Origin of the sequence: Paenibacillus sp. 19GGS1-52, from assembly GCF_022369515.1 — a bacterium.
Classification (GTDB): domain Bacteria; phylum Bacillota; class Bacilli; order Paenibacillales; family Paenibacillaceae; genus Paenibacillus_AQ.
In genome coordinates, this window is the sequence record NZ_CP059724.1 from 5,213,897 (window position 1) to 5,231,290 (window position 17,394).

A 17,394-nucleotide genomic window follows, 5' to 3' on the forward strand; every position below is an offset into this window, starting at 1 on the left:
TCGGTTTATAAGCTCTTTTATCTTAGATATTTGAAGAATTTTATGTGATTTTTTATATCTATTAACTTTTTTAAATAATTCTCCAAGAAAATAGAGAGATTCTTTTTATTAAAAAGAACCTCCCTGAAGATGATTAAGAAGACTTCCTCTTCCGCATCATATCAAAATATGCAACTGGCTGATCCACTTTCAGTCGTACACGCTGCAACGGATGACGTGCGGCATCAAGCACATTGCCTTCCTCATCCCACAGTTCTCCCACCGTCTGTTTGAACAGTGTATTATTCGGGCCAAAGAACTCCACCTGTTGTCCCGGCTTGAAGTTATTGCGCTGCTGAATCAGTGCTGTACCGCTGTCCGCATCATACTCTAAGACCAATCCTGCAAAATCAAATGGAGTCGCCTTTTCTTCAGGCTCATAAATATGATCCTCATGATCCGGTGTGTCATAGAAAAAACCTGTATTCAGCGGACGGTTCGCCGCCTTATTGAGCTCATCCAGCCATTCCTGTTTCAGTTCATAGCCCTCAGGGTCTGCCATATAGGCGTCAATAGCCTTACGGTATGCATTGACGACCGTAGCCACATAATGAATGGATTTCATCCGGCCCTCAATCTTGAAGCTGTCAATCCCTGCTTCGATCAGCTCAGGGATGCTTTCGAGCATACACAGATCCTTAGATCCCATTGAAAAAGGATTATCCTCAGGTTGATGCAGCGGCAGTTGAGTCACACCTGGCTGCAAAGGCTCTGGAGATTGCAGCGCCTCGGCCTGCTCTTCCTCCGACACCCATGGACCTTCAGGACGCGCATCCTCGAACAGGTCATATTTCCAGCGGCAGGATTGACAGCAGCCTCCGCGATTGGAATCGCGGTCTGTGAAGTGATTGGACAGCGTGCAGCGTCCAGAATAAGAGGAACACATCGCGCCATGAATGAAGCTTTCGATTTCGATATCGACATGCTTTTTAATCTCAGCGATTTCTTCCAGACTAGTCTCCCGACCCAACACTACACGTGGCAAACCTTCTTCCTTCCAGAAGGCTACAGCCTGCCAGTTCAAGGTGGACTGTTGGGTGCTGAGATGCACCTCCAGCCCCGGTACCAGGCGACGCGCTGTATCCACAATAACAGGATCTGCCACAATAATAGCAGCGATGCCGACTTCATATAAGTTACGCAGGTATTCTTCAATCCCGGCGATATCTTCATTGTGAGCATAAATGTTCGTTGCAACAAATACCTTGGCACCATATTTCTTGGCGAATTCCACGCCTTCACGCATTTCCTCGAAGCTGAAATTGTCTGCTCCTGAACGCAGGCCGTATTTCTGACCTCCGATATAAACTGCGTCCGCGCCATAATGCACAGCGAATTTCAACTTCTCCAAATTACCTGCCGGAGCGAGGAGCTCCGGTTTGTCCAGACGGTAACGTTTGCCCTTATGCTGCGGCTTTGTCATGGTTCCCATTCCTGTTCTCCCCTTCCAATTAAAATACTTGTTCTTTATAAAAGAATCCGAACGAAAGCTCCCGCTCCGGGTCCTGCAAACCTTTAATTCCGTCAAGCCACTCCTCCTGGAAAGCATAACTTTCCGGATCAGCAGCATAAAGATCAATGGCTTTACGGTATGCCTTTACAACCGCTGCATTGTAGGCTATCGGCTTCAACAAACCTTCTATTTTGAGACTCTGCACACCAGCCTCCATCAGTATATGAAGATCCTCCAAAATACAAATATCGTCAGAGCTCATAATATGTGTACCATTCTCATCCTCATAGATCGGGAACTTCTCATCCTGGCGTTCGGCTTCTATCAGAAAGAGACCCCGATCCTTGCCAAGGCTCCCCCCATCACTAGGGCGGCCTTGATGGGACATATAGCTCTGTACAAGCTTGCGCTTGGAATGGTAAATGTTCGTCATTCCGTGCACTTGAACCTGCGCCTCCACTTCCAGCAGCGGCACCATTTCCGTCATTTCCTCCATGTTCAGCTCACGGGCCAGTACGACCCGCGAAGCGCCCTTACGGCCCCAATAGTTAGCAGTGGCATAATTGGTGGAGGTCATTTCAGCATTCCAATGCAGCTTCAGGCCTGGCGCTTCCTGCTTCACGGCTGCCAGCACGGCGGGATCACCGAATTCAACACCGTCGATCCCAAGCTCTCCAATTGCCGATACATAGATCGGAAGCTCGTCCAGCAGACGGTTAGGCATCAGTCCTCCCAGACTGGAGTATACTTTGCAGCCCTGTGCATGTGCCATGTCTATCACTGCCGCTGTATCCTCCAGCGAGAAATGACCAGCCAATCTCATCCCGAAACGGTCATCCCCGATTAGCAGAGCATCCGCTCCAGCATTCAGTAATATAGCCGCCTCTTCCAAGGAAGCCGCCGTCGCCAACAGCTCCGGTTTCTTAATCATTTGTAAGCACCACTCTTTATTTTAATAGTTTATTGCGCGGATTGTTTGCTTTTTTCAATATTGGCTAAATGTTCCTTGTAAGTCTTGGCAAATAGATGGCCCTGAGTGCCGTCCTTTTTAGTAACATAGTAGAAATAGTCCGAAGTCTTAGGCTCTAAAGCTGCCTGTATAGATGCCAGTCCTGGATTGCTGATCGGTCCCGGAGGAAGACCAGCATACTTATACGTATTATAAGGGTTGTCGACTTTCAAATCCTTGTTGTACAATCTTGCCTTTTGCTTGTCCAGTAAATATTGAACGGTCGCATCAATCTCCAGCTTCTGTCCCTCTTTCAGCCTGTTATAGATAATACCAGCTACAAGCGGGCGCTCAGAGTCCACAACTACCTCCCGCTCCACAAGCGAAGCCACCGTCAAAAGCTCATGTAGAGATATTCCCCGTTCCTTCAGCTTCTGGCGCCAGTCTGGAATCATATCCAGCTTCTTCGTTAGCTGCTCAAGCATAGCCTCCACAATCTCCTGCGGAGTACTGTCCTTAGCCAATTCATAGGTTTCCGGGAACAAGTATCCTTCAAGGCGGTGCCGAAGCTTCTGATCCTGCGGAATACCCAGAACATCGGCTTCTGTTAGTCCTGTACCTGAATTTAGGAGTCCCAGAAAAACAGCCTCATCCTGGTTCCAGGCAGTTGCAAGCTTGGCCGCAACCTGTTCAGCCGTATACCCTTCAGGAATCGTGAAGTTGACCATTTCCGTCTTCACAACATCGCCCTGATTCAGCCTGGTAATGAGATCGTCATAGGTGTCACCTGGACTGGCCGTATAGGTACCTGCCTTGAACAACGAACCTTCCTTACTCCATTTCAAATAACCTTTAAAAAAAAGACTCTTACGAATGATGCCATTATGCTCAAGCAGGTCAGCAATTTCCGCGCTTCCCATACCCTTCTCTATCGTAAAGGTAACGGCTGGTCCTGCAGGCTCAACCGGCTGCATACCATTCCAGATGTACCATGCCCCACCTCCTCCTGCTACTACCAGCAAAAGAATAAGAATAAGCACAGTGCGAATAACGGATTTCAAGTGTGTCTCCTCACTTTCCGAAACTAAAGTATAAAATTGAATTGTCTTAAATTCAACATATATTTCATGGGAAGGTTATAATGAAGCCTACAAGCTCCTATATATCCAGCAAAAAGAGAGCGGAATTCTCCGCTCTCTTCCGCGCTAGACATAAATGTAAGATACATGTGGTTTTATTTACGCGTCATCGCCGGGAAAAGTCAGCTCATCGTACAGCTCCGAGATGTCTTCCCACTCTTCATCGTCCTCGATACTTTCGAGCTCCGGCAATCCATCAGGAGAGAAGACAATATGCATAATCTCATCTTCTATATCTTTTCCGGGGCTTCCCAGTACCGCATAACCACGATCACCGATCTCAAATTCTGCGATAATATTGTAAACGGAAGATTCGCCCTGCTCATCTTCCAGTTCTACTGTTTCTCCATAAGTTTCTTTGAGCTTGGACGACCATACCACTTGATCAGCAGAAAATTCAGTCATTATCCTCTTCTCCATCCAGCTCGTCTACCAGTGTGTTGAACGTCTCTTCGACGATCGCCCACTCCTCGTCGTTATCGATCATAAACAGCTGCAGATCGTCACCTTCTTCCTCATAACGGAACGCATAAACCTCATCCGTTTCCTCGTCTTCGGAATCCAGTGGAACCACCATCATATATTTGGCATCCGAACCATCAACCTCAAATTTCATGATGACTTCGAATTCCTCTTCATTACCATCCTCATCAGGAATATAGATGATCTCCGGTTCTTCCTCTTGGCCAATCTGCTCGTTTGTCATATCCGCGCACCCCTCACCTTTTACTATTAGCATCCAAAAAATTTTGCAAAATCAGGGCTGCAGCCATTTTATCTACAAGCCCTTTGCGTTTCTTCCGGCTGACGTCCCCTTCAATCAATACCCGCTGTGCGGATACCGTCGTCAGACGCTCATCCCAAAGGTGTACGGGCAATTGTAATTCCTCCCGCAGCTTGTCAGCAAACTCTATGCAGATCTCACCACGGAAGCCTATAGAACCGTTCATATTCTTCGGCAGACCCACTACAATCTCTCCGATTTCGTGCTCCTTGACGAGTTCACGGATACGTACAAATTCATTGCCGTTACCACGCCGCTCAATCACTTCAAGCGATTGCGCAGTCCATCCGAAAATATCGCTTGTGGCGACTCCGATTCTTCGGTCACCGTAATCCAAACCTAACTTCTTCATCATTTGGTGTTATCCACCCGATGATTGGCAAGATAGAAACGGACCAATTCTTCAATCAGCTCATCACGTTCTTTTCTCCGGACCAAACTTCTCGCATTGTTGTGGCGCGGAATGTAAGCCGGATCTCCGGAAAGAAGATACCCTACGATCTGATTGATCGGATGGTACTCTTTCTCCACCAGTGCATCGTATACGGCAAGCAGTATTTCCTGGGGAGAAGCTTCCTTTTCATCGCCCTTCACATTGAATTTGACTGTTTTGTCCATGGAGTCCATTTGTGACACCTTCCTTCTGCAAAATCACCCTTATAGGCGCCTTCGCAAAGTTGCTGCTGTACAGCTTACTTGCTGACTTCATCATAACATATTCAGGGTCCAACGAGGAAATCCTGCCCGAAAATAACGCTTTTTTTGGCATTTTGTCCACAATAATAATGTATTTTTTGGTTTTCAAGCTATTGTCAAACACGTATATTCGTGAAAATAAGACAAGCTGCTACGCCAGCGCAGCCACCAGTTCTTCAGCTTTAGTCAGTGCCTCAGCCAGCTTGGAAGCATCCTTGCCACCAGCCTGTGCCATATCCGGGCGTCCACCGCCACCGCCACCGCAGACTGCAGCAATTTCCTTCACCAGTTTGCCCGCGTGGAAACCTTTTTTCACCAGCTCTTGCGGTACAACTACGACAAAATTCACTTTATCGTCCATAGCTGCGCCTATCACCAGCACGGCATCAGGCAGCTTGGATTTCAGTTCATCCACGGTAGTGCGCAGTGCATCCATATTTCCAGCTTGAACGGAAACCGCTAGCAGTTGTGTACCCCCGCCTACAATCTTCACGCTTCCTGTCAGCTCAGCTGCAAAGGTAACACTCAGCTTGGCCTGCAGCGATTCATTCTCACGCGAAAGCTCACGAACTTGAGCGTGCAAGGCTTCAATCCGTTTCGGAACATCATTCAGCGACGATTTGAGCAGTCCTGCTGACTGCTTGAGCAGATCAAGCTGGCTTTCTGTAAACTGATAAGCGTAACGTCCGGTTACCGCCTCGATCCGGCGCACACCGGAGCCTATCCCACTCTCGCTAAGCAGCTTGAAGATGCCAATCTGTGCAGTATTTGCGACATGGCAGCCGCCGCATAATTCCAAGCTGTAATCGCCAACCTGAACGACACGGACGATGTTGCCGTATTTTTCACCAAAGAGCGCCATCGCACCCATTTCCTTGGCTTCATCAATCGGTTTGCTCTCAATAACAACATCTAAACCGCGCCAGATTTGTGCATTCACACGCTGCTCAATGTCACTCAGTTCTTCTGCCGTAATGGCACCGAAATGCGAGAAGTCAAAGCGCAAACGTGCGCCTTCTACTAAAGAACCGGCCTGATTCACGTGACCGCCAAGCACTTCCTTCAGTGCTTTGTGCAGCAGGTGCGTCGCGGTATGATTCTTCACGATATCCTCACGCTCTGCACGATTCACCTCAGCGCGGACGGTATCGCCCACTCTTAACTCTCCTGCTTCCACAGTTACCAGGTGTACATGCTGTCCGTGTGGAGCTTTGAACAGCCCCTTCACCTTAGCGGTCACAGAACCGCCAGTCAGCACGCCGGTATCGCTCACTTGTCCGCCGCTTTCCGCGTAGAATGGTGTTGTGCCCAATATGACTTGGCACTCTGCACCTTCGCCAGCGACATCTACCAATATACCGTCAAGCACGATTGCCAAAATTTCCGATTCGGTTACCGAGTCATTATAACCAACAAATTCGCTTTTAACCGTCAATTCACCTAGAACTCCGCCCTGTACCTTCATGCTTCCGCCATCATGGCGTGCGGCTCTGGCACGTTCGCGTTGCTCTTGCATCGAAGCATCAAAACCCTCGCGGTCTACCGTAAGTCCTTGTTCAGAAGCAAAGTCTTCCGTCAGATCGAACGGAAATCCATACGTATCATACAGCTTGAACGCATCGGCACCAGCGATTGTGCTAAGTCCATCAGCTTTGGCTTTGGCACTAATCTCGCCCAGAATAGCCAGTCCATCAGACAAGGTCTCATGGAAACGTTCTTCTTCCGTCCGGATAATCTTCGCGATATATTCACGGTTCTCCACTACAGATGGATAGTAGACGCCCATAACTTCTCCAACAGTTTCAGTAAGCACATGCAGGAAAGGCCGGTCCAGACCCAAAGTCTTGCCGTAACGGACAGCGCGGCGCAGCAAACGGCGGATGATATAACCGCGTCCTTCATTAGAAGGAAGTACACCATCACCCACGGCAAAAGTAACCGTACGCACATGGTCAGCGATAACTTTAAGCGCGATATCCTGTTCCAGATTATCTTTATAGGTTATGCCAGCGAGCTGAGCGGTCTTTTGGATAATAGGTTGGAACAGATCCGTGTCGAAGTTGGAATCCACATCCTGCAAAATGGAAGCAAAGCGTTCCAGACCAGCACCCGTATCAATGTTCTTGTTAGGAAGCGGCGTATAGCTGCCGTCCTTGTTATGATTAAACTGTGAGAATACCAAGTTCCATACTTCGAGCCAACGCTCATTTTCTCCGCCGGGATACATTTCCGGATCACTCAGGTCACTACCATAGGCATCACCGCGGTCATAGAAGATTTCCGAACAAGGACCGCAAGGGCCTTCGCCGATATCCCAGAAATTATCATCTGTCAGCTTAATGATACGTTCAGTGGGTAGGCCTACTTTTTCATTCCACAGCTTGAAAGCTTCTTCGTCCTCATGAAACACAGTCACGGAAATGCGCTCCGGATCGAAGCCAATCCACTCTTTGCCCGTCAGGAATTCCCAAGCCCAGGTAATCGCTTCTTCTTTGAAGTAATCGCCGATAGAGAAGTTGCCCAGCATCTCAAAAAAAGTATGGTGGCGGCGTGTCTTGCCGACGTTCTCGATATCATTGGTACGAATACATTTCTGCGAGTTAGCCAGCCGCGGATTCTCTGGAACCTCCCGGCCGTCAAAGTAAGCCTTCAGCGGTGCCATACCTGCGTTGATCCAGAGCAGCGAAGGATCGTTATGGGGAACGAGCGACGCGCTGGGTTCAATCTTGTGACCTTTACTTTCAAAAAATTGCAGCCATTTGGAACGGATTTCACTTGCTTTCATAATGTACAGCCCCCGTCTACATATTTAATGCGGCACATACGCCGAAAAACAAAAAAAACGCCCCTGAGAATTCAGGGACGATTAATATCGCGGTACCACCCTGGTTATCGCCTTGACCCGTATATTACTACGAGACAACTGCAGACGATCGCCTTGTCGCGGCTGTTAACGGGAACCCCCGGTGAGCTTGTCCTCACACTCCGAAATCAGCTTTCCGCCAGCCAGTCTCCAAGGTTCTCGCAGCCATTACGAAGTCTATCGTAAAGGAACCTGTTCTCTGAGGAAGCCATTCTCTTGGCGTACTTCATTTCATCAACGTTTTGTCCGATTTTCATTTTAACATTTCAAGTATAGCCAGCGGCCTTATTTCTGTCAATCTTGGGGGTAGGAAAAGAAGGTTCAAACCAAAATTAGCGGTTGACAGGGTTCGTTCGTGAATCAAACTAGGAATAAATCAATGATTTACGATTAGCCCCAAAAATGGATCTAACTTACTATATAAGTTGAACTTGAGATCTCCCTAAACCGGCTTTACTTGTAACTGCAGTGAATGTTTGGACTTCCGGCAGCTGTTTGCGGATGAAATTCGGAGACAGCTTATGCTTACGATGTGAGCTTTCCTACGGAAAGCTTTCGGGCGGTCGCTATCGCTCTCCAGTTCCAAAATTCCCCTCCGTTCCGTTTACCTCTAGTTATATTTTTTAGTTCAATACACATCAAAATTGTAGCGTATAACTTCAAGAGGATGACGAAAATACCAGGCAAGAAGAGCTTAGAGCGGATGAGATTCCTGTTCATTCAGTTGGTTGCTAAATAATCCATGCCCTTTTCCTTATTAGCTCTGTAGATCGTTATAAAAGTAACTGTAATATGAAGAAGCAACCTTGAGTCCAGTAGAATACCGGACTAAGGTTGCTTCTTTATAAATACGACATGCTACAGCTTACTTCAAGTAGGTTCCTGTCTCTCCAATTCCACCGCTGCCATTCAATACATATACCCTTGCGTTTCCTTTGCCGGAGCAGGTCAGCGTAATGGTGCCGTTTGTAACAGTTTTCGTATCACCAGTCACTACATCCACATAAGTCCCATTTGGAATTCCGGTAAACGTTGCGTTTCCCGAAATCGTAACCAATGCAAAGCTGTCAATGCCTTTGGCACTGTCGGTATATCTTCTTTTAAACGCCAAGTTGCCCGTTACATTCTCTGTTGAATACTGGCCTTTTTGCAAAGCCGGAACCGCTCTTCTGATTAAATTGAGTTGTCTGATATGTTTCGCCAGCGGATAATTCAGTGATTCCGCCAGTGTCCCACTGGCATTAGTATATCTCCCATAATCTTGAACTGTAACACTGCCCTCCATGTGGTCACCGTAGTAAGCACGACCTGTTGAGCTGAGCGGTGCGTTTGGACCCGGATCGATGACTGCCCCTTTTTTGAATTCAATTTCAGTACCATAGAAGATCGCGGGTATTCCGCGGAAGGTGAACATCAAATCGAGATTTTCGGCCCAAGTATCCTGAGTACCTGCAAATCTTTGATTTTCCGGAGCTTGATCGGGTGCATAGTCATGAGAGTCGACATAGGTTACATTCCAAGTAGCATCGTTATAATATTGGTCACCACTTCTCATACTGAATGCTTCCTGAGCGGTCTTGAATGCCCAGTGCATTGGAAAGTCAATTACATCCATACCCGATTTCATCGAATAGTCTGGTGCATGATAGATATTGCCATTTAAAAAAGCATTGTTCGAAGTTGGCTGTCCGGTTGTGGTAGCGTTATCTGCCCACTCTTGTTCAACAGACAACTTATTGGAAGCGTAGTCATTTTTCCCGTCGCCTGGATATGATTTCGAATCTTTCCAAGTATAGAATGGGGTCGAAATCGCCGGAATCCCGCTGTTCCAGACATCTCTGTACCGAGTAGCCACCTCACCAAAGACATAGAAGTCTGAACCGCCTCTGGTCTTCCAGGCCGGAACAAAGTATTTATTGAAAATATATCGGCTTACATGCTTCACCGTGTCGACACGAAAAGCATCAACACCCATGTCAATGTAATGGTTATAGGTGTCAATCAAATATTGATCAACTGCAGGATTTTCCGTATTCAAGTCCACACAATCTCCGGCAATCTGTCCTGTCTGTACGGTATAAGATTCCCATGAAAGACTTTTTTCGGTATGGTAAATGTTATTATTGGTTTCTGCGGTCTTCATTAAAGTCAGCCTTGCCTGATATTGCTGATCAGGGGTCATGGAATCATAGTTCGATGGCAGTTGAGTTGATATTTTGATTAAGTTGCTAACCGTGTCCGCCTTAGTCGCATCTTTTTTGAACATGGGAAACAGATTCTCTTCACCGAAATTACCGGTATGATTAACGACGATATCCTGAATAATCTTCAGCCCTTTGGCATGTGCTGCGTTGATTAATTCCTGATAAGATGCTCCGGTCGATTCATACCTTGGATCTACTTTGGCAAAATTGATAGCATGGTAACCATGATAATCATAACCGCTCGCATTCTGCACAACAGGTGTAATCCAGATGGCACTGAATCCGAGAGCCTTGATGTAATCGAGCTTTTGAATCAGCCCCTTAAAATCCCCTCTCCAAGCTGGGTCCGAGTCCGGGTTTCCCGCCTTGGCATCATCCCATGCATGCACATTGTTGCTAGGATCGCCATCATAGAACCGGGAAGTGATAACGAAGTAAATGCTGTCTTCCCGGAAATCGCCCGAGTTTCCAATGTTATAAACAAAGCTCTGTACAGTTTGATTGCCAGCGCCGTCTATAACCAGAAATTTCAAAGTCGTAGTCTTGGAGATGAGAATGGAGGGTCCGGTCAAGCCAGCCAATACATTGCCAGAAAGATAAACTTTAGAGCTAGTGGAAGGTTCCTTACCATCATCTGTATAGTAGGCAGTTGTCGTTGCCGCCTTGTTATCTTTCAGATTGAAGGATACGGTAACCGAAGACGCGGAATTCCCAACAGGCAAATTTGCTGTGATTGTTGGAGCTTGCAGATCTGCATTCAAGTCAATCACATAAGCGAATGAGGCCACGCTTCCTGCTTGACCGATGGAGTTAATACCGAAGGCTTTGAGGGTCAATGAGGATGCAACCTGTATTGGCAAGGTATACAAGGTCGATGATACCGAAGGTGTCGACCCGTCGGTCGTATAGTATATTTTATCGCCGCTGTTACTACTTGAAAGCGTCACTGTTTGGGTTGAATCGTATGTTTTGGGCACAGGTGAGACTGAAATCACCGGAAGTTTGGGAATATCTGGGTTGGCATCATACCATACGTTATCCGCGTAGTACCAACCTTCTTTCACACTGCGTGACAAGTCAGCCGTCTGTTTGCCACTGCCGTCATTAAAGATAATGCTTGCACCCGCGGCTGTGGCAATAGTATAGCTGTACCAGTCGTTCCCATCGGAATTCATTAGAATTCCCGGCCACGTGCCACTTGTCGGAACAGTTGTCGGACTCAGATTCCAGTAATGGATTCGAACTGTTGAACTCCAACTTGAGGGTTTCTTAAAGTGAACCGTTAAGCCAGCCGACGTTGGTGTTGGTGTTGGTGTTGGTGTTGGTGTTGGTGTTGGTGTTGGTGTTGGTGTTGGTGTTGGTGTTGGTGTTGGAGTAGGCACCACAGTAGCTGTCGGCGTTGGTGTCACTGTTGGTGTTGGTGTTACTGTAGCTGTCGGTGTAGCGGTAGCCGTTGGTGTCGGTCCTGCCGAGATGGTCACATTGTCGATATTGATATTCCCGCTGTCATCTGCATCGTATTTGTATGCAACTGTATTATTCCCCGCTAGTAAGGAGAGAGCTTCTGTTTGGTCCCCCCATATATCCCAATTTGCCAGGTTCGCTAGAACTGTCTGTTTTACCTTTGCTCCATTGACGTAAATGGAAACTTTCTTGGCACTGCCAGTCGCATTCGCGTAATGAAGAGTGGCATTATACGCAGCTGAGGAGGAAGACTGAACGGTGAAGGTTGTTGTTGCTCCGGTAGCTGTGTATCCATCAACAAAGCCGGTTCCTGAATATCCAGTGTGATTCGAACTTATTTTTGCGCCGCCTGACAAGGCTGCACCCTCGGCTTCGTATTTCCCGGCAACAGGAATAATGACCGTCCAGTTCTTCCCACCATTGCTATCCCAGCTATCCGTTGGAGAAGTAATGTGAAAACAATATATTAGTGTGGCACCCTCCTGGACGTTGATGTTCGCCGTATACGTGGTCCCGTTCTTGGACATGGACGTGTCTGTAGTATTCGTCCAGTTATTCGTGGACCAATGCAGAGTCACAGCTGCCGCTGTGGAATTTGTATAGGTGACTGTATAATCGGTATTGCTGGCCGAAGCCCCGCCGGATAATCCGAACAAGCTAAAGCATAGCGCAAAAATAATCAGCCAAGAAACTAAACTCCTAGTTTTTTTCCGTAACAAATAAACAACCTCCTGATCAAATTTTAATGGAGTTGCGTAGTGCAAACGTTTGCAATAAATGATAAAAAAAGATACATAACAAAAAATTTTATTTATGAACCGCCTCCACCCTTATTTTACATAGGAAAATTATTTGTATGCGTTTACAATTGAATCTGAAAGAAGTAATTCAGTTCCATATAGTTCCATAACTAATGAATTTTCCTTGTTTATGATTATAGGCTCCAAATTTTTTTTGGTCAATGCATCTTTTCGGCTATCATTCTAAATTTTCAGCTGTCTATTTACGCAAGTACAAACGTTTACACAACGGATAGTTTCAGGCTGGTGTCCTTATTATCGCATGTACAACAATGAATGTGGCAAGTTGACGATTCCCATTTATTAGGTTAATCTAATACGAAAAGAGCCCTCTCCTTTGGAATTTAACATACGGCAGTATTTTTGCAGCAGTCAACTAACTAGTTGACTATTGCAAAAATCTTGTCGTGAGCATGGGTGCGACTGCACCACGAAAATTCGTGAGAACTAGGAGCTAGCGGGTAATTTGATAGTTACAGCTGATGATGCTAACGCTATACGTCTGTCCAATAGTTTCCCTAGTATTTTCATCCAGACGGGAGAATGGAATGAACCTGGGTTTGTTCAGAAACCAAAATTTTAGATTGCTTGTCATCGGTTACTCTACTTCGTTTTTTGGTACGGTCTTTCTCAATACGGCACTTTCACTTTACATTTTAAATGTAACAGGTTCAGCTACCAAATATTCACTAGTGTTGTCCCTGGGAATCATTCCTCAAATACTGCTTGGTTTATTTGCAGGCGTTGTTGTGGATAGGGCAGATCGGCGAATGCTTATTCTATTGTTGGATATTGGGCGTGGATTATATTTAATATTACTTTTTGCATATTCAATATTTTATCCGCTTGGGGAATGGCTCGTCTATGCAACTGTTTTCCTGTTTGGAATCTGTGATTTGTTTTTCACTCCTGCCTTTGTCACAATCCTTCCTTCAATCTTAGAAAAAGAAGATTTGATTGATGGCAACTCGCTGCTGACTACCCTAACAGAGGCTACAAAAACTTTGGCACCAGTGCTAGCGGCTCTAATCTATACAGTGAGTGGCATCGGAGTGGTCATGCTGGTTGATGGTTTAACTTTCCTCGTGTCTGTTGTAACCACTTATTACATGGTTTTTACCAAGCCACTTAAACATTTGGGTAAGGTTACTTTATACAGGGATGTGCAAATCGGTTTAGCTTCAGTCTTTACACGTGATGTTCGCATAACTTCACTGGTTCTAAACGGTGTGCTGACACATATTTTCTTACACTCGTTCGTGCTCGTAGGAGTGCCGTACCTATTGATAAATATTTTTAAGGGAACTGCTATACAATTCGGTACTGTCCAGACAATGATGACTGCAGGCTCTATCTGTGCGATTGTGGTTGTAACTTTTATTAAAAAACGCTTTAACACTTCACAAAACATAGGTTTAGGCATACTCGGAATGACAATAACGGTCTTGCCCTATTTCGCGTTAGGCAATAACCATTTTTTGCAGCTATTTTCGATTAGCACGCTCGCACCGGTCACCTTTTTCAGTATGGTCACTTTTGCTATTTATCTTGCCTATAATACTTATGCCGTATTTTTCATTGCCTTCTATCAAAAAATAATCCCAACAGAGATGTTGGGACGTTACCTTTCTGTGTCATCATTGCTCTACGCGATTGGCAGGCTGCTTGGCTTCAAAATGTATGGATATTTGCTCGATCATGTTCCATTAGTTGTTTCTATAGGGGTGCTGGGCTGTGGCATGCTGTTAAAAATGCTGATTCATATTCCCTTTATGAAACAGGATAAAAAGCTCAACGCAAGCGAAACTCCCGCGGAGTCTGGCCGGTCTGGCGGTGGAATAAACGCGAAAAGTAGTGCACCGAACTGAAATGATATTTTTTGGAAATCTCCGTAATGCTCAGGCGGGTATGGAGCAAGTCCTCCTTCGCTCGGCCTAGCCGGAAGCGGTTCATATATTGGATGGGGGAACAGCCGGTGGATTTCCAAATTCGTCAAGTCATTTATATTTTTGTATAATCATAGGGGTGATTGGAAGAGCTGTTAGTTATGATAGATCAAACCGAAAGAGGTTGACGATAAATGTCCTTTTCTTATCATCATTATGATGCTGTAGGTCTTGCGGAGCTTATCAAAGCGCGTGAAGTCTCTCCGCGCGAGCTTGTGGAAGCCGCATTTGCCCGGCTGGATGAAGTGAATCCACTCCTGAATGCGGTTGTGCGCACTCGCCGCATAGCTGCGCTCAAGGAAGCGGATCACATGCCTGTCGATGATTCATCCCGGCCATTTGCGGGAGTTCCTTTTCTGCTGAAGGATATCTCCCAAGCTATAGGGGGCGAACCGCTGACCTCAGGCGCACTGCTGTTGAAGGACAATGTTGCCAAGCGGGACTCAAACTTTGTAGCTCGTATCCGGGGCGGCGGCTTCATTCCGCTTGGACATACCAATACGCCCGAATTCGGGCTTAAGAACATTACCGAGTCCGTCCTGCATGGACCGGCTCGCAATCCCTGGAATCCTCAATATTCGCCCGGCGGTTCAAGCGGCGGCTCTGCTGCCGCAGTTGCGGCGGGCATCGTTCCGGCGGCGGGGGCAAGTGACGGCGGCGGATCGATCCGTATTCCGGCCTCGTTCACCGGCCTGTTCGGACTTAAGCCAACGCGCGGTCGAACACCGGTAGGACCCGGAGTCGGCCGCCAATGGCAAGGCGCGTCCATCGACTTCGCGCTCACCCGCTCGGTACGCGATAGTGCAGCCCTGCTGGATCTGCTGCAAATTGTACAGCCCGAAGCCGCTTTCCAGACGCCGCTGTATCCTGGCGTATATCTGGACGACCTGTACAAGCCGGCAGATCGAAAGCTGCGGATCGGCTATACGATCACTTCGCCAGTCGGAACACCTGTTACGGAAGCAGCCGCACAGGCTGTACTGAAAACCGTAAACTGGCTCGCTGCCGCAGGACATGAGGTCGAAGAAACGCGGAATCCGGTGAATGGCGTAAGGCTGATGGAAAACTACTATACGATGAATGCTGGCGAAGTCTCCGCGATGTTTCTCTCACTTGAACGGATGAAGGGCCGTGCCATTACTGCCGGGGAAGTTGATATTGTGACCTGGGTTCTTGCTGAAGCCGGCAAAAAGGTCTCGGCCGCAGAGTTCGTACACAGCTTGAATGAATGGGATATCGCTGCCGCCCAAATGGCGGCATTATTCAATCGCTACGATCTGTACGTGACGCCGACCAATGCCGATTCGGCACCTAAAGTTGGCGAGCTTACCCAACGTCCCGAGGAAATCGAGAAGCTACTGCAGGTTAGCGAAATGTCCAAAGAAGCGCAACGACAGCTGATCTATACCATGTTCGAGCCGAGCTTAACCTATACACCCTTCACCCAGCTCGCCAATCTGACCGGTCAGCCAGCCATGAGTGTACCCGTACATATGACGCCAGCAGGACTTCCGATTGGTGTTCAGGTGACGGCTTCGAAAGGCCGCGAAGATCTGCTACTGCAGCTCGCCGCACAGCTGGAACAGACAGATCTGTGGGTAGGTATGCAGGGAAACCCGCTTTCCACATAACGAAGTGTAATGATTCTTCCCCGTGCTTTCCCGTCTTCCACCATCTTAACGAGCAGCAGCATGATTTCCCGCTCATACAGCTCCTCAATATAATGAAACATCGCTTGGTCATCGATCATTAACTCTTTCACAATAGCAGGGGGTAGGCAATGCTTTTGGACTAAATAATGGCTCGTTGCTTTCGCTTTAGGGATTGAGCTCTTCAGACGGGGTGATCTGCCTTTATAGAACCAGGTTGTAAAAAGCCCATTTGAGTAATATAATTATTAACTATATAGGCTTAAACGTAAATGAAATTCGGAGGCAACCCATGAAACTTGATCTGACGGAAGAATCCCTTCCTGTGTATGAAGCATTATCCAGCTCTGTACGTCTGCATATGCTGCGTCTGCTTGCTGAACACCCGATGAATGTCAAAGAATTGGCTGGTGCAGTAAAGCTCAGCAGCGCTATTATGACTATGCATGTACGAAAGCTGGAGACCGCTGGCCTAATCCGAACCCATATGGCACCCGGACGCAGTGGCCTGCAAAAGATCTGTACACTGGATGCCGATCACGCCGAAATCATCTTTCCGGGTCACCTGGAGGCGGGACGCAAGAGCTACCGCAAGGATATACCCGTAGGTCATTATTCCGACTTCCTGATCGAGCCTACCTGCGGACTCGCAACTACCGAGCAGGTTATCGGCAGCTTCGATGATCCCCGCTATTTCTGGGATATGGAGCGGATGAACGCTGGTATTCTCTGGTTCGGCAAAGGTTATGTTGAATATAAAATCCCCAACTTCCTGCTGACCAGCCAACAGCCCGAGGAACTGGTCATCACCATGGAAATTGCCTCCGAAGCACCGTCAGTCAACAATAATTGGCCTTCGGATATCACCTTCACACTAAATGGAGTAGCGTTGGGCTTCTGGACCAGCCCCGGCGATTATGGGGACAGCCGTGGCAAATATACGCCCACCTGGTGGCCGGCGCTCACCAACCAATATGGCCTGCTCAAGCAACTGCGCATTACCCAGAAAGGCACCTTTATGGATGGCTTGAAGTTGTCTGAAATTACGCTGGAGCAGGTGAGCATCCGCGATAAACAATGGACCTTCAAGCTCTCCGTCGATGAGGATGCGGAGCATATCGGCGGTTTAACGCTTTTTGGCAAAGGATTCGGCAACTATAATGAAGATCTTGTGGTGGAGCTGTTCTATACAGATATCCGTTGACCGGACTGAGAAGCCCCTATTTGCTGAAAATAACTATGTAATCCGTTCTTACGGACTCAGGTTCCGCTATTTTCGCTAAACCCACTGATTCTGAGGCCATTTTATCCTAATAACGGATTCTCAGTCCGCGAACACTCCCAAACAGCAACAAACAACTGAAATAGCGGAATTACAGTCCGCAGTGACAGGTCACCATAAGTGTGT

The 17,394-nt window shown here is 47.3% G+C and carries 13 protein-coding genes; 3 read left to right on the forward strand and 10 right to left on the reverse strand.

Annotated elements, in window-relative coordinates; translation table 11 throughout:
• Positions 1–133: 133 nt before the first annotated feature.
• The 9 genes from H1230_RS24160 to H1230_RS24200 form a co-directional block, all read right to left on the reverse strand.
• The gene (locus H1230_RS24160; RefSeq protein ID WP_239712398.1) at positions 134–1,471 is read right to left on the reverse strand and encodes a peptidase U32 family protein; all 1,338 of its coding nucleotides are present in this window, start codon (positions 1,469–1,471) and stop codon (positions 134–136) included.
• A 19-nt stretch (positions 1,472–1,490) separates the two neighbouring features.
• Entirely contained in the window at positions 1,491–2,423 is a 933-nt protein-coding gene (locus H1230_RS24165; RefSeq protein ID WP_239712399.1) for a peptidase U32 family protein, read from the reverse strand.
• A gap of 29 nt (positions 2,424–2,452) precedes the next feature.
• Positions 2,453–3,502 carry an endolytic transglycosylase MltG gene (mltG, locus tag H1230_RS24170; protein WP_239712400.1) on the reverse strand — a complete coding sequence of 350 codons (1,050 nt, stop codon included), beginning with the start codon at positions 3,500–3,502 and terminating at the stop codon, positions 2,453–2,455.
• Positions 3,503–3,679: 177 nt separating this feature from the next.
• Positions 3,680–3,985 (reverse strand): DUF1292 domain-containing protein, encoded by a 306-nt coding sequence (locus H1230_RS24175; protein WP_239712401.1) that lies wholly within the window; start codon positions 3,983–3,985, stop codon positions 3,680–3,682.
• Positions 3,978–4,286, reverse strand: coding sequence for a DUF1292 domain-containing protein (locus H1230_RS24180; RefSeq protein WP_239712402.1), 309 nt, complete (start codon positions 4,284–4,286; stop codon positions 3,978–3,980). The genes H1230_RS24175 and H1230_RS24180 overlap by 8 nt, the downstream gene beginning before the upstream one ends.
• 13 nt (positions 4,287–4,299) lie before the next feature.
• A complete protein-coding gene (gene ruvX, locus H1230_RS24185) occupies positions 4,300–4,716 on the reverse strand; it encodes a Holliday junction resolvase RuvX (RefSeq protein WP_195724452.1) in 417 nt (138 codons plus the stop codon).
• Positions 4,716–4,991, reverse strand: a complete 276-nt coding sequence (locus H1230_RS24190; protein ID WP_154121468.1) for an IreB family regulatory phosphoprotein — start codon at positions 4,989–4,991, stop codon at positions 4,716–4,718. Before H1230_RS24190 ends, ruvX begins: the two co-directional genes overlap by 1 nt.
• Positions 4,992–5,211: 220 nt before the next feature.
• Complete coding sequence (gene alaS, locus H1230_RS24195; RefSeq protein ID WP_239712403.1) at positions 5,212–7,845, reverse strand: alanine--tRNA ligase; 2,634 nt, start codon at positions 7,843–7,845, stop codon at positions 5,212–5,214.
• A gap of 943 nt (positions 7,846–8,788) precedes the next feature.
• Entirely contained in the window at positions 8,789–12,310 is a 3,522-nt protein-coding gene (locus tag H1230_RS24200; RefSeq protein ID WP_239712404.1) for an alpha-amylase family glycosyl hydrolase, read from the reverse strand.
• A 629-nt stretch (positions 12,311–12,939) separates the two neighbouring features.
• On the opposite strand from H1230_RS24200, the gene H1230_RS24205 reads away from it, so the two are divergent.
• Positions 12,940–14,259 (forward strand): MFS transporter, encoded by a 1,320-nt coding sequence (locus H1230_RS24205; protein WP_239712405.1) that lies wholly within the window; start codon positions 12,940–12,942, stop codon positions 14,257–14,259.
• On the opposite strand, the gene H1230_RS24210 is transcribed toward H1230_RS24205, so the two are convergent.
• The gene (locus H1230_RS24210; protein WP_239712406.1) at positions 14,183–14,344 is read right to left on the reverse strand and encodes a helix-turn-helix domain-containing protein; all 162 of its coding nucleotides are present in this window, start codon (positions 14,342–14,344) and stop codon (positions 14,183–14,185) included. The two genes, H1230_RS24205 and H1230_RS24210, sit on opposite strands and share 77 nt — an antisense overlap.
• A 127-nt stretch (positions 14,345–14,471) precedes the next feature.
• On the opposite strand from H1230_RS24210, the gene H1230_RS24215 reads away from it, so the two are divergent.
• The gene (locus H1230_RS24215; RefSeq protein ID WP_239712407.1) at positions 14,472–15,968 is read left to right on the forward strand and encodes an amidase; all 1,497 of its coding nucleotides are present in this window, start codon (positions 14,472–14,474) and stop codon (positions 15,966–15,968) included.
• A gap of 310 nt (positions 15,969–16,278) precedes the next feature.
• Positions 16,279–17,190 (forward strand): ArsR/SmtB family transcription factor, encoded by a 912-nt coding sequence (locus tag H1230_RS24220; protein WP_239712408.1) that lies wholly within the window; start codon positions 16,279–16,281, stop codon positions 17,188–17,190.
• Positions 17,191–17,394: the final 204 nt, after the last annotated feature.